9 protein-coding genes are annotated in these 13,567 nt (G+C 70.6%); 3 read left to right on the top strand and 6 right to left on the bottom strand.

What is annotated here, in order from left to right:
- Nucleotides 1–11: 11 nt before the first annotated feature.
- Genes AB0P29_RS04235 through gabT form a run of 4 tightly spaced genes read right to left on the bottom strand, consistent with a single transcriptional unit; the run spans nucleotide 12 to nucleotide 5,082 of the window.
- Complete coding sequence (locus AB0P29_RS04235) at nucleotides 12–896, bottom strand: universal stress protein (RefSeq protein ID WP_217530784.1); 885 nt, start codon at nucleotides 894–896, stop codon at nucleotides 12–14.
- Entirely contained in the window at nucleotides 893–2,251 is a 1,359-nt protein-coding gene (locus AB0P29_RS04240) for an NAD(P)/FAD-dependent oxidoreductase (protein WP_363378743.1), read from the bottom strand. Before AB0P29_RS04240 ends, AB0P29_RS04235 begins: the two co-directional genes overlap by 4 nt.
- Nucleotides 2,252–3,721, bottom strand: coding sequence for an amino acid permease (locus tag AB0P29_RS04245; protein WP_363378745.1), 1,470 nt, complete (start codon nucleotides 3,719–3,721; stop codon nucleotides 2,252–2,254).
- A 2-nt stretch (nucleotides 3,722–3,723) separates the two neighbouring features.
- Nucleotides 3,724–5,082 carry a 4-aminobutyrate--2-oxoglutarate transaminase gene (gene gabT / locus AB0P29_RS04250; protein WP_064002969.1) on the bottom strand — a complete coding sequence of 453 codons (1,359 nt, stop codon included), beginning with the start codon at nucleotides 5,080–5,082 and terminating at the stop codon, nucleotides 3,724–3,726.
- Between the two features lie 96 nt (nucleotides 5,083–5,178).
- On the opposite strand from gabT, the gene AB0P29_RS04255 reads away from it, so the two are divergent.
- A complete protein-coding gene (locus AB0P29_RS04255) occupies nucleotides 5,179–6,711 on the top strand; it encodes a PucR family transcriptional regulator (RefSeq protein WP_363378748.1) in 1,533 nt (510 codons plus the stop codon).
- Nucleotides 6,712–6,805: 94 nt separating this feature from the next.
- Here the strand turns inward: AB0P29_RS04255 and AB0P29_RS04260 are convergent, their stop codons facing one another.
- Entirely contained in the window at nucleotides 6,806–8,269 is a 1,464-nt protein-coding gene (locus tag AB0P29_RS04260) for a helix-turn-helix domain-containing protein (RefSeq protein ID WP_363378750.1), read from the bottom strand.
- 145 nt (nucleotides 8,270–8,414) lie between these two features.
- On the opposite strand from AB0P29_RS04260, the gene aceB reads away from it, so the two are divergent.
- Together aceB and AB0P29_RS04270 are read left to right on the top strand one after the other, a co-directional pair.
- Complete coding sequence (aceB, locus tag AB0P29_RS04265; protein ID WP_363378752.1) at nucleotides 8,415–10,073, top strand: malate synthase A; 1,659 nt, start codon at nucleotides 8,415–8,417, stop codon at nucleotides 10,071–10,073.
- A 29-nt stretch (nucleotides 10,074–10,102) separates the two neighbouring features.
- Nucleotides 10,103–11,698 carry an isocitrate lyase gene (locus AB0P29_RS04270; RefSeq protein WP_363378754.1) on the top strand — a complete coding sequence of 532 codons (1,596 nt, stop codon included), beginning with the start codon at nucleotides 10,103–10,105 and terminating at the stop codon, nucleotides 11,696–11,698.
- Nucleotides 11,699–11,760: 62 nt separating this feature from the next.
- On the opposite strand, the gene AB0P29_RS04275 is transcribed toward AB0P29_RS04270, so the two are convergent.
- On the bottom strand, nucleotides 11,761–13,551 hold the full coding sequence (locus AB0P29_RS04275; protein ID WP_363378756.1) for a DEAD/DEAH box helicase: 1,791 nt from the start codon (nucleotides 13,549–13,551) through the stop codon (nucleotides 11,761–11,763).
- Nucleotides 13,552–13,567: the final 16 nt, after the last annotated feature.

Below are 13,567 nucleotides of genomic sequence, written 5' to 3' on the forward strand. Positions count from 1 at the left end.
GCTCCTTCGGATCAGCGGGACTGTTCGGGGGTGCGGGTGCGAGGCACGACGACCATCGGCACCGGGATCTCGCTCAGCAGCTTCGCCGCGACCGATCCCAGGAAGAGGCGCCGCGGCTGCGCGAGGCGGCTCGAGCCGACGAGGATCATCTCGCCCGGCAGCCAGTCGAGGTGGGCCACGGCATCCTCGATGCTGTCGCCCTTCGCGGTCACGATGTCGGCGCGGACACCCTCGGGGATGGCCGTCAGGACGTCGTCGAGGACCTTCTCGGCGTGGGCGGCCCCGGCGAGGCGGATGACCCCCGTGTCGACCGAGGCGGGCAGGTCGACCGTCACGAGCGAGACGAGGCGCAGCGACGCCCCCGTCGCCGACGCGAGCGCGACGGCCTCCTCGAGGAGGACGTCGGCACCGGCACGCGTGCCGACCGCGACGGTCAGGCGCGGGACACCGGCATCCGTCACCCGCTTGCGCGCACCGCGCGGCACGAGCACAACCGGAACGTCGGAGGAGTGGAGCAGCTGGCTCGTCGTGGAGCCCAGCCGGTGACGGCCCCGCGAGCCGCCGTCGGCGGCGCCCACCACGAGGTGCGAGGCGCCGAACTCGTCGGCGGCCTCGACGAGACCCTCGGCGAACGACTCGGCGTAGCGGGCGTGCTCGCGGTGGACCACGCCGTTCGGCACATCCGCGGCCGCCTCGGCGAGCCAGGACTCGGCCTGGCCGAGCAGGTAGCGGTCGTACGACGCGTCGGGAGGGGTGATGACGCTGCGCCCCTCCCCCGGCAGGACCAGGACGATGTCGAGCTCGGCACCGGATGCCGCGGCGAGCCCGCCCGCGACGGCCACCGCGTCGCGGCCCGCCTTCGTCGCGGTGTACCCGACGACGATCCGGCCGCTCATGTCCGGCCGTCCGCGAGGATGTTCCGGGCGGCCAGGCGACCCATGCGGATCGCGCCGTCGACGTGCTGGTAGCCGGCGCCCGCGATGTCGCTGCAGGCGAAGTGGATGGGCCCGACGGGCGTGCGCACATCCGCGCCGTAGCGGTGCAGGCCGCCCATGTCGAAGCTCGCCGCGTAGGCGCCGCGGGTCCACTCCTCGGTGCCCCAGTCGCTCTCGTAGTAGACGACCGGGTCCTTCGCCTCGGGGCCGTAGTAGTGAGACAGCGACTCGAGGATGCGTTCCTTGCGCTCCTCGGCCGACAGGCGGAACATGTCGTCGGCGTTACGGTCCGACACGAAGCCGACGAGCGTGCCGCGCGGGTCCTCGTGGTTCGTGTTGTCGTAGGCCTCGTGGCAGATCTCGTAGGGGCTGAAGGCGGTGCCCGACAGGCCCTTCTCGCGCCAGAACGGCGTCTCGTAGACGGCGTGCACCTTGATGACGAACCCCATCGACAGGTGCTGGTGCATCTGATGCTGCAGACGCGGCATCGGCGGCTCGAACGAGATCCGGTGGTACAGCACCGGCGCGAGGGCGAGGATCGCGCTGCGCGCGCGGACGGTGAGGCCCTCCGCGTGCGCCGTGACCCCGGCATCCGACCATTCGAGCGTGCGCACCGGACGGTTCAGGAAGACGTCGTCGCCGAGGCGCTCCGCCAAGAGCACCGGCACCTGCTGCAGGCCGCCCACGACGCGCTTGTCGAGGATGAAGTCCGCGTCGACGAGGTGCGAGTAGCTGCCGGCGCTCGCGGCCATGAGCAGGGACTGCAGCAGCGAGAAGGCGTGCGTCGGCTTCGTGAGCATCGCCGACCCGGTCGCGAAGGCGAGGTTGCGGACCGCCTCGTCGTCGTCGGTCTGCTGGCGGAGCCACGCGTCCCACGTGATCGTGTCCCACTCGGCGGCCTTCGGGTGCGCGTAGGGACGGTCGGGGTCGATCTCGGCGACCATCGCGTCGAGCCGGCGGGTGATCGCGTCGATCGTCCGCTCGGTCTCGGGGCTCACGGGGAACATCTCGCCCGTGAAACGCGACACGGTGCCGTCGGGCCCGACGTAGACGCTGTCGCCCTCGCGGTAGCGGCTGAAGGTCTCGAGACCCAGTTCGGCGACCGTCTCGATGAGGGCGTCCTGGTCGGGCGAGACCCACTGGCCGCCGAGCTCGAGCATCGCGCCGTCGACGACGTCGGTCCACAGGCGACCGCCGACGCGCTCGCGCGCCTCGAGGACGGCGACCGACAGACCGGCCTTGCGCAGCTCGTTCGCGGCGGTGAGGCCGGCGGCACCGGCTCCCACGATCACGACGTCACGGGTGATCTCGGTCATTCACGACTCCTTCGTCAGAGAGCTGGTCGTCGGCGCGTGGTCGGGCCGGCGACGGAGGTTGCGCCGCACGAGCGGCCAGAACACGAGTAGCACGGCGGTCGCGATGAGGCTCGTCCACACCTGCGCGCGCCCGGACTCCGACGTCAGCATGATGGCGACGACGGCGGTGATCGCGGCGATCAGCAGGATGTTGAGCCACGGGTGCAGCCACACCTTGAGCTTCAACGCGGCGACCTCGTCGGGCGTCATCTTCTGCCGCAGCCGCATCTGCGTGAGCGCGATGAAGACGTAGACGAAGAGGGCGACGAGGCCCGCCGAGTTCATGATGAAGTCGAAGATGCCCGAGCTGGGGGCGACGAAGTTCACGAGCGTCGCGATGAGCCCGCCGATCGTCGAGGCGAGCAGGGCGAACACGGGCACCCCGGTGCGCGACCGGCGGGCGACGACCTTCGGGGCGAACCCCTTGTCGGCGAGGGCCGCGAACATGCGCGAGGCCGAGTACAGCCCGGAGTTCAGCACTGAGATGACGGCCGTGAAGATGACGAGCTGCATGATGACGTCGGCGAACGGGATGCCGAAGCGCGACAGTGCGATCGTGAAGGGCGCGTTGGCGACGTCGGTCGGCACGGGCAGTTCGTCCCAGGGGACGACGGTGACGATGACGAGGACCGATCCTACGAAGAACAGCAGGATGCGCCAGATGATCGTGCTCGTCGCCTGTCGGATGCCCTTGGCGGGGTCCACTGACTCGGCCGAGGCCATGACGGCGATCTCGGTGCCGAAGTACGAGAAGATCACGAGCGCGACGCCGGTGAAGGCGACGCCGATGCCGTTGGGGGCGAAGCCGCCGTGTTCCCACAGGTTCGGGACGGCGAAGGTCGCATTCGGCCAGAGTCCGAGGGCGAAAAGGATGCCGGCGCCCAGGAACACGACGATGGCGACCACCTTGATGCTCGCGAGCCAGAACTCGACCTCCCCGAAGGTGCGCACCGAGATGACGTTGGTGCCGACGAAGATCGCGATGAGGATGAGCGACCAGGCCCAGGACGGCAGCGCCGGGAGCCACGTGTGGAGCGTCTCGCCGCCGAGCACCGCCTCGTAGGCGAGGACCCCGACCCAGAAGTACCAGTAGAGCCAGCCCACGAGGTACGCCGCCCAGTCGCCGAGACCGACGCGGGCGTACTCCATGAAGGAACCGATTGCGGGGCGGGATGCCGCCATCTCGCCCAGCATGCGCATGGCGAAGAAGACGAGCAGACCGCCGATCAGGTACGAGACGATCGCGGCGGGTCCGACCTCGCGGATGACGTTGCCGGAGCCGACGAACAGGCTCGCCCCGATGATCCCGCCGAGGGTGATCATCGTCACGTGGCGCGAGCGCAGCTTGCTGGCGCGCGCCTGCGTCACCGCGCCGAGCCCCGCCGACGTCTCGGGCGAGACCGGCTGCGACCAGTTTTCGGACCCCGTCATACTCAGACCGTCTTCAGCGCCCGCGCGAGGACGTCGAGGCCCTCGGTCAGCAGGTCGTCGCTGATCGACAGCGGGGGCAGGAAGCGGATCACGTTGCCGTAGGTGCCGCACGTGAGCACGATGACGCCTTCGGCGATGCAGGCCTTCGCGACCGCGGACGTGAGCGCACCGTCCGGCGCACCGGTCGTCGGGTCGACGAACTCGATCGCGATCATGGCGCCGAGCCCGCGGACCTCCGCGATGCGGGGGTCGGATGCCGCCATGGCGCCCAGTCGCGCCGTGAGGAGCGCCTCGATCTGCTGCGCGCGCTCGATGAGGCCGTCGTTCTCGAAGGCGTCCATCGCCGCGAGCGCGGCCGCGCACGCGACGGGGTTACCGCCGTACGTGCCGCCGAGGCCGCCGGTGTGCGTCGCATCCATGATGTCGGCGCGACCGGTGACCGCGGCCAAGGGCATGCCCCCAGCAATGCCCTTGGCCGTGGTGATCAGGTCCGGCACGATGCCGAAGTGCTCGCTCGCGAACATGGCGCCGGTGCGGGCGAAGCCCGACTGCACCTCGTCGGCGATGAAGACGACGCCGTTGTCCCGGCACCAGTCGACGACGGCCGGCAGGAAGCCGTCGGCCGGGACGACGAAGCCGCCCTCGCCCTGGATGGGCTCGATGATGACGGCGGCCAGGTTGTCGGCACCGACCTGCTTCTCGATCATCGAGATCGCGCGGGCCGCAGCATCCGCCCCCGACAGTCCGTCGCGGAGCGGGTACGAACCGGGCACGCGGTAGATCTCGGAGGCGAACGGACCGAAGCCGCTCTTGTAGGGCATGGACTTGGCGGTGAGCGCCATCGTGAGGTTGGTGCGGCCGTGGTAGGCGTGGTCGAAGGCGACGACGGCCTGCTTGCCGGTGAACTTGCGGGCGATCTTGACGGCGTTCTCGACCGCCTCGGCGCCCGAGTTGAACAGGGCGCTCTTCTTCGCGTGGTCGCCGGGGGTGAGCCGGTTGAGGTTCTCGGCCACCTCCACGTAGGACTCGTACGGCGAGATCATGAAGCAGGTGTGCGTCAGCTGCGCGGCCTGGGCGGCGATCGCCTCGACGACCTTCGGGTGCGCGACACCCACCGTCGTGACGGCGATGCCCGAGCCGAGGTCGATGAGCGAGTTGCCGTCAGCATCGACCACGACGCCACCGCCGGCGGCGACGGCCGCGATCGGGACGGTGTGCCCGACGCCCGCGGCGACGGCCTCGGCCTTGCGCGAAAGGAGCTCCTGCGAGCGGGGCCCGGGGATCGCGGTCTCGAGGCGGCGCTCCTGCGGGAGGGACGGTCCGCCGAGGGGCGTGGTGACGGCTGCGGTCGAGGTGCTCATGCGGCGAGCGTAGAGGGGCGCGGGCGAGCGGTCACTCGCCGTTGCGTCTATCCTCAGCGCAGGGGTGTACATCGTGTACACACCGGAGGAGGCGACATGGTCACGCGCGAGGCCGAGCCGACCCTGCGGGCGCTGCTCTCTCGCCGCGAGCTGGCCCTCCGCCTCGCCGACGACGAGTCGGCCTTCCGGCCGGGGGCGCTCGACCGACCGACCCGGTGGGTGCACAGCTCCGACCTCGACGATCCGACCCCGTTCCTCGCCGAGGACCTCGTCCTCCTGACGACCGGCACCCAGTTCCCGACCGACGGCGACTACCCCTTCGACGCGTACGTCCGGCGGCTCGTGGACCGCGGCGTGGCGGCGCTCGGTTTCGGCACCGAGGTGGTGCGCGACGGCATCCCGCCCGACCTCGCGGCGGCGTGCCGGGCCGCCGGGCTCCCCCTGTTCGAGGTCCCCTACAGCACACCCTTCATCGCCGTCGCCCGCGCCAACGCCGAAGCCGTCGCCGCGCAGGCCTACGCACGGCGCACGTGGGCGCTGTCGGCGCAGCGCGCCCTCGCCCTCGCCGCGCTCCGCCCCGACGGGCTCGGGGCGACGATCGCCGAGCTCGCCAAGCAGCTCGACACCTGGGTCGGGATGTACGACGCCGCCGGCGAGCTCGTCCGAGAGCACCCCGCTGGCGCGCTCTCGCCCACGGCGGCGGACACCCTGCGCGCCGAGGTCGGCGCGGTGCTGCGGCGCGGTGCGCGCGCCGGCTCGTCGCTGCACTCGGACGCCGCCGCCTTCACGCTGCAGACCCTCGGGCGCGGCGGCGAGCTGCGCGGCGTCCTCGCGATCGCCGCCGGCGAGCTCGACCGCGCCGGGCGCGACGTCGTCACCGCGGTGATCGCGATGGCGGGGCTCGCCCTCGAGCAGCATCAGCGCCTGTCGCGGGCGCGCAAGGCGCTGCGCTCGGGGATGGTGCGCTCGCTCCTCACCGGGGATCCGGCCCTCGCCCGGCAGATCTCCCGGGACGTCTGGGGCGCCCTGCCGCCCGCGCCGGTCGTGGTGGCGGTGACGGATGCCGCCGGTCGCCGCGCGGACGCACTGCTCGACCTGCTGGAGCTGCGCGCCGAGGAGCGCCACGGCGGGCTGTTCTTCGGGAGCGTCGACGACGACGTGGTGATCGTGGTCCCGGCATCCGCGTCATCGGTCCTCGACGAGTTCGCCGGACGCTTCGACGCGCGGCTGGGGGTGTCGGAACCGACGCCCTACGCCGGCTTCGCGAAGGCCCTGGACCAGGCCCGCGTGGCGCGCGGACGCGCCGGGAGCGCGGGCGTGGTGGGATTCGCGGAGGTGCAGGCCGGCGGCATCCTGTCGGCGCTGTCGGCGGGGACCGCGCCGACGGTGGCCGCCGCCTTCCTCGAGCCGCTGCGCCGGCACGACCGCGAGCAGGGCGGCCGGCTCGAACAGACCCTGCGCGCGTGGGTGGCCGCCGACGGGTCGAACGACGGCGCCGCATCCGCGCTCGGTGTGCACCGCCACACCGTGCGCACGCGCCTCGCCGCCGCGGAACGCGTGCTCGGCGTCGACCTCTCGTCGTTCGCCGGGCGCGCCGAGCTGTGGGCGGCGCTGCAGCTCGGGGGGTGAGGCCGACGGCGGAGATCCGGTCGGACACGCCGCGGAACGGATGCCGCACCACGGCGCGTCGCGAGGATCTCCGCCGTTCGGCCCGGCGGCGGCCTCACTCCGGCGCGTGCGCCTCGAGGAACTCGTACAGGTCGGTCGTGTCGACGCCGGGGAAGGCCCCCGTCGGCAGCGTCGCGAGCAGCGTCCGCGGCGTCCGCACGTTCGGCCACGCCTGGTCGCGCCACTGCGACTCGAGGTCCTCCGGCGGGCGCCGGCAGCACACCTCGACGGAGTGACGTGACACGCCGCGGTTCGTCGTCTCGCGGCCGATGAACCACTTCGTGTCGTCGAAGCGGACGCCCACGCTCACCGAGTGGGAGCCTTCGCTCGACGCCTCCACGCGGGCCGTGCACCAGTAGGTCCCGTTCCCGGTGTCGGTGTACTGGTAGTACGGGTTGAACTTGTCGGGGATGTCGAACACGACCCGGCTCGTCCACTTGCGGCAGCACAGCTGCCCCTCGATCGAGCCGAACCGGTCGGCGGGGAAGTTCACGTCGTCGTTCTCGTACGCCTTCGTGATCGTGCCCGACTCGTGCACCTTGAGGAAGTGCACCGGGAAGTCGAGGTGCCGCGTCGCGAGGTTGGTGAACCGGTGCGCGGCGGTCTCGTACGACACCGAATAGGCATCGCGGAGGTCCTCGATCGAGAGCGCGCGACGGGACTTCGCCTCCTGCAGCGCCGCCGCCGCGTGCGCCTCGGGCACCATCATCGCGCCGACGAGGTAGTTGGTCTCGACGCGCTGGCGCAGGAATTCGGCGTAGGAGCGCGGTTCGGCATGGCCGAGGATGCGGCTGGCGAGCGCCTGCAGCACGGGGGTCCGCGAGTCGCCGCGGTGCGGCACCGTGCTCGAGAGGTACAGCCGGCCGTGGCGGATGTCGGCGACGCTGCGCGTGGACTGCGGCAGGTCGCTCACGTAGTGCAGTGAGAAGCCGAGGTGGGCGGCGATCTCGGATGCGGTCCGCTGCGTGAGCGGGCCGCCTGGATGGTCGACGGCGGCGAGGATCCGCTGCGCGTGGTCCTCGAGCTCCGGAAAGTAGTTGTCCTGCCGCCGCATGAGGTGGCGGAGCTCCACGTTGGCGCGACGCGCCTCTTCTGGCGTCGCGGAGCGCTCGTCGTTGAGCCGCTCGACCTCGCCCTGCAGGCGCAGCACGGTACGCAGCACCTCGTCGGGCACGGCCTTGCCGATGCGGAACGGCTCGATCCCGAGGGACTGGAACGTCGGCCCCTTCATCGCCCTCTCCACCGCGATCTCCAGCGTGGCGCGCTCGTCGAGCGGCTCCGCCTCGAGCAGCGCGTCGATCGTCGTGCCGAGGGCACGCGCGATCGCCTGCAGCAGCGTGAGCTTCGGCTCCCGCTTGCCCGTCTCGATCATCGACAACTGGCTCGGCGCTCGGGACACGGCGGATGCCAGGTCGTCGAGCGTCATCCCGCGCGCGACGCGCAGCTGCCGCACCCGCCTCCCGATGGTGAGCGCGTCGGCCGCATCGCCGTCGACCGGGGCGTCTTCGATGATTGTCATGACCGGGAGTGTGTCACGGAAGCAGAAGATCGCGCAATCTTCTCTCCGGAAATGTTCGTTGCGAGAGTCGAACTTCACACAGGCTGGGTGTCACGAACCGAATCGGCGCCGCACCGGCGTCGACCTCACCGCGAAGGAGCCGGCCATGACCCTCACTGCCACGGGCATCGCGCCCGTCACCACCCCCACCCCGACGCAGATCACGCCGACGCTCGTCGTTCGCGGTCGGATGGGCGACCGGTACGAGGAGATCCTGACTCCCGCCGCGCTCGACTTCCTCGCCGAGCTCCACGCCCGCTTCGGCGGTCGTCGCCACGACCGGCTGGCCGCGCGGATGCGTCGGCGCTTCGAGATCGGCAACGGCCAGGACCCCACGTTCCGGGATGACACGGCGCACATCCGCGACGACGCGGAATGGCGCGTCGCCGGCCCCGGCCCCGGGCTTGAGGACCGCCGGGTGGAGATCACCGGCCCGACCGACCCGAAGATGACGATCAACGCGCTGAACTCCGGCGCGAAGGTGTGGCTGGCCGACCAGGAGGACGCCACCAGCCCCACGTGGCGCAACGTCATCGAGGGCCAGCTCTCGCTCTTCGACGCGATCCGCGGGCAGCTGACCTACACGAACGAGGCGGGCAAGGAGTACCGCGTCACGGCGGAGCGGACGCCGACGATTGTCATGCGGCCGCGCGGCTGGCACCTCATGGAGAAGCACATGGAGTTCACCGACCGGAACGGCCGCACCCTCGCGGCGTCCGGCTCGCTCGTCGACTTCGGCCTGTACTTCTTCCACAACGCCGCGCAGCTGATCGCCAACGGCCGCGGCCCGTACTTCTACCTCCCGAAGATCGAGTCGTCCGAGGAGGCCAAGCTGTGGGACGACGTCTTCACCTACAGCGAGCAGTACGTCGGCATCCCGCACGGCACGATCCGCGCGACCGTCCTCATCGAGACGCTTCCCGCCGCGTTCGAGATGGACGAGATCCTGTTCGAGCTGCGCGACCACATCGCGGGTCTGAACGCCGGCCGGTGGGACTACATCTTCTCGATGATCAAGAACTACCGCGGCCGCGGCGCCCGGTTCGTCCTCCCCGACCGCAGCCAGGTCACCATGACCGTCCCGTTCATGCGGGCGTACACCGAGCTGCTGGTGCAGACGTGCCACAAGCGCGGCGCCTACGCGATCGGCGGCATGAGCGCCTTCATCCCGAACCGGCGCGACCCCGAGGTGACGCGGCAGGCGTTCGAGAAGGTCGCCGCCGACAAGAAGCGCGAGGCCGGCGACGGCTTCGACGGCACGTGGGTCGCCCACCCCGACCTCATCCCGGTCGCGCAGGCGGAGTTCGACGCCGTGCTCGGCGACCGGCCGAACCAGGTCGACCGCCTGCGGGAGGACGTCCAGGTGCACCCGTCGCAGCTGATCGACTGCCACATCGGCCTGCCGATCAGCGCTGCCGGGGTCTACGGCAACGTGTCGGTGGCGATCCGCTACATCGAGGCGTGGCTGCGCGGACTCGGCGCCGTCGCGATCGACAACCTGATGGAGGATGCCGCGACCGCGGAGATCAGCCGGTCGCAGGTGTGGCAGTGGATCCACCAGGACCGCACCACCGAGGACGGCACGCCGATCACCCGGGACTACATCGAGGGCCTCATCGCGCAGGTGCTGAGCGAGGTCGAGCGCCAGGGCGGCGACCGGTTCGACGACGCCGCCGCCGTGTTCCGCGATGTCGCCCTCGGCGCCGAGTTCCCGACGTTCCTGACCCTCGGCGCCTACGCCACCTACCTGACCGACGCCGACTGACCCCGGCCCCGCACACCAGAGGAAGAGCAATGACCGCTTACTCGAACGACATCGACGCCATCCGCACCCTGAAGGAGGCGAACGGCCCCTCCTGGGATGCCATCGACCCCGAATCCGTCGCCCGGATGCGCGCGCAGAACCGGTTCCGCACGGGACTGGAGATCGCGCAGTACACCGCCGACATCATGCGGCGCGACATGGCCGAGTACGACGCCGACTCGTCCCTCTACACGCAGTCGCTCGGCGTCTGGCACGGCTTCATCGGGCAGCAGAAGCTGATCTCGATCAAGAAGCACCTCAAGAGCACGAACAAGCGCTACCTGTACCTGTCGGGCTGGATGGTCGCGGCGCTGCGCTCCGAGTTCGGGCCGCTCCCCGACCAGTCCATGCACGAGAAGACGGCCGTCCCCGCCCTCATCGAGGAGCTGTACACGTTCCTCCGGCAGGCGGATGCCCGTGAGCTCGACCTGCTGTTCACCAAGCTCGACGACGCCCGCGCCGCCGGCGACGAGACGGCCGCCGAGTTCGTGCAGTCGCAGATCGACAGCTTCGAGACGCACGTCGTCCCGATCATCGCCGACATCGACGCCGGCTTCGGCAACCCCGAGGCGACGTACCTGCTGGCGAAGAAGATGATCGAGGCGGGCGCGTGCGCCATCCAGATCGAGAACCAGGTGTCGGACGAGAAGCAGTGCGGTCACCAGGACGGCAAGGTCACCGTCCCGCACGAGGACTTCATCGCGAAGCTCAACGCGGTCCGCTACGCATTCCTCGAGCTCGGCATCGACAACGGCGTCATCGTCGCCCGCACCGATTCGCTCGGCGCCGGCCTCACGCAGAAGCTCGCCGTCACGCGAGAGCCGGGCGACCTCGGCGACCAGTACAACGCGTTCCTCGACGTCGAGGAGATCTCGGGCGACGACCTCGGCAACGGCGACGTCGTCATCAAGCGGGGCGGCACGCTGCTGCGGCCCAAGCGCCTGCCCAGCAACCTGTACCAGTTCCGGCCCGGGACGGGCGAGGCGCGCGTCGTGCTCGACTGCATCACGTCGCTCCGTAACGGCGCCGACCTGCTGTGGATCGAGACGGAGAAGCCGCACATCGAGCAGATCGCGGGCATGGTCGACGCGATCCGCGCCGAGGTGCCGAACGCGAAGCTCGTGTACAACAACAGCCCGTCGTTCAACTGGACGCTGAACTTCCGGCAGCAGGCGTACGACGCGCTCGAGCAGCGCGGTGAGGACCTCTCGGCCTACGACCGCGCCGACCTCATGAACGTCGCCTACGACGACACCGAGCTCGCCCGGCTGGCGGACGAGAAGATCCGCACCTTCCAGCGCGACAGCGCCGCGCGGGCGGGGATCTTCCACCACCTCATCACCCTGCCGACTTACCACACCGCCGCGCTGTCGACGGATGACCTGGCCAAGGGCTACTTCGGCGACGAGGGCATGCTCGCATACGTGCGCGGCGTGCAGCGGCGCGAGATCCGCGAGGGCATCGCGACCGTCAAGCACCAGAACATGGCCGGCAGCGACATCGGCGACAACCACAAGGAGTACTTCGCCGGCGAGGCCGCCCTGAAGGCGGGCGGCGCGCACAACACGATGAACCAGTTCGGCTGACGTCCGGGGGGAACGAAGAGGGGGCGGATGCCTGTTCAGGCATCCGCCCCCTCTTCGTGCGGTCAGTCCTTGTGCCGGGGCTTCCGCGGCGGACGGTCGTCGAAGCTGCGCTTCGGGCGGTCGTCGAACGGGCGCCGATCACCGCCCCGCTGGCCGGGGCGTCCCCGGTCGGGGGCGATGTTGATCAGCTGACCCGAGATGCGCGTGGCGCGCAGGCGGTCGAGGACGCCGGCATCCATGTTCGTCGGGAGCTCGACGAGCGAGAAGTCGGGACGGATCGTGATGGCGCCGAAGTCGTCGCGGCCGAGGCCGCCCTCGTTCGCGAGTGCGCCCACGATCTGCCGGGGCTCGACGCGCTGCCGGCGTCCGACCGCGATGCGGTACGTCGTGAAGTCGCCCTTGCCACGACGCTCACGGGGGCCGTCGGCGCGCGCCGGACGGTCCTTGCGCGTGCCGCGCTCGGCGTCGGCGGCGACCGCCTTCGCGAGTTCGTCGCGCTCGGGGTCGAGCAGCAGCGGTGTCTCGCCCTGCGCCACGACGGCGAGCGCCGCGGCGACGTCCTGCTCGGGCACGTCGTGGTTGCGGACGTAGTGCGCGATGACGTCGCGGAACCCGTTGATGCGGTCGGTCTCGGCGAGCGCCGCCGTGATGGCGTCGTCGAAGCGCGCGAGACGGGTCGAGTTTATGTCCTCGGTCGTCGGCAGCTGCATCTGCGTGGGCGCCTGACGCGTCGCTCGCTCGATGTGGGCGAGCAGATAGCGCTCGCGCGGCGTGACGAAGCTGATCGCGTCGCCGGTGCGGCCGGCGCGACCGGTGCGGCCGATGCGGTGCACGTACGACTCGGTGTCGGTGGGGATGTCGAAGTTCACGACGTGGCTGATGCGCTCCACGTCGAGGCCCCGCGCGGCGACGTCGGTCGCGACGAGGATGTCGAGCTTGCCGTCCTTCAGCTGCTGGATGCTGCGCTCGCGCTGCGGCTGCGGGATGTCACCGTTGATGGGCGCCGCGCTGAACCCGCGGGCACGCAGCTTCTCGGCGAGGGTCTCGGTCTCGTTCTTCGTGCGGACGAAGATGATCATCCCGTCGAAGTCCTCGACCTCGAGGATGCGGGTGAGGGCGTCGACCTTCTGCTGGTACGACACGATCAGATACCGCTGCGTGATGTTCGTGTTCGTGGATGTCTTGGTCTTGACCGTGATCTCCTCCGGGTCGCGCAGGTACTGCTGCGCGAGACGGCGGATGGATGCCGGCATCGTCGCCGAGAACAGGGCGACCTGCTTCTCGGCGGGGGTCTGCGCGAGGATCTGCTCGACATCCTCGGCGAAGCCCATCTTCAGCATCTCGTCGGCCTCGTCGAGCACGAGGTTCTTCAGCTGCGAGAGGTCGAGGGTGCCCTTCTCGAGGTGGTCCATGATGCGGCCGGGCGTGCCGACGACGATGTGCACGCCGCGGCGGAGAGCCGACAGCTGCACGCCGTAGCCCTGACCGCCGTAGACGGGGAGGACGTGGACGCCCTTCATGCGCGCGGCGTAGGACTCGAACGCTTCGCACACCTGGAGCGCGAGCTCACGGGTGGGGGCGAGCACGAGCGCCTGCGGCGTCTTCTGCGTCAGGTCGAGGTTCTCCATGATCGGCAGCGCGAACGCGGCGGTCTTGCCGGTGCCGGTCTGTGCCATGCCGACGACGTCGCGGCCGCCGAGGAGGACGGGGATGGTCGCGGCCTGGATCGCGGAGGGCGTCTCGTAGCCGAGGTCTTTGATGGCGGCGAGGACGGGACCGGTGAGGCCCAGCTCGTCGAAGCCGGGGAGGGCGGGGGTGTCTGCGGGCTCGGTCGGGGTCTGGGGGTCACTCACCTATCCACCGTAGTGG

Source organism: Microbacterium sp. NPDC080220 (genome assembly GCF_040686395.1).
Lineage (GTDB): Bacteria > Actinomycetota > Actinomycetes > Actinomycetales > Microbacteriaceae > Microbacterium > Microbacterium gawkjiense.

Coding starts and splice junctions, on each gene's coding strand:
- AB0P29_RS04235 (WP_217530784.1), bottom strand. CDS start 896: ATGAGCGGCCGGATCGTCGTCGGGTACACCGCGACGAAGGCGGGCCGC.
- AB0P29_RS04240 (WP_363378743.1), bottom strand. CDS start 2,251: ATGACCGAGATCACCCGTGACGTCGTGATCGTGGGAGCCGGTGCCGCC.
- AB0P29_RS04245 (WP_363378745.1), bottom strand. CDS start 3,721: ATGACGGGGTCCGAAAACTGGTCGCAGCCGGTCTCGCCCGAGACGTCG.
- gabT (WP_064002969.1), bottom strand. CDS start 5,082: ATGAGCACCTCGACCGCAGCCGTCACCACGCCCCTCGGCGGACCGTCC.
- AB0P29_RS04255 (WP_363378748.1), top strand. CDS start 5,179: ATGGTCACGCGCGAGGCCGAGCCGACCCTGCGGGCGCTGCTCTCTCGC.
- AB0P29_RS04260 (WP_363378750.1), bottom strand. CDS start 8,269: ATGACAATCATCGAAGACGCCCCGGTCGACGGCGATGCGGCCGACGCG.
- aceB (WP_363378752.1), top strand. CDS start 8,415: ATGACCCTCACTGCCACGGGCATCGCGCCCGTCACCACCCCCACCCCG.
- AB0P29_RS04270 (WP_363378754.1), top strand. CDS start 10,103: ATGACCGCTTACTCGAACGACATCGACGCCATCCGCACCCTGAAGGAG.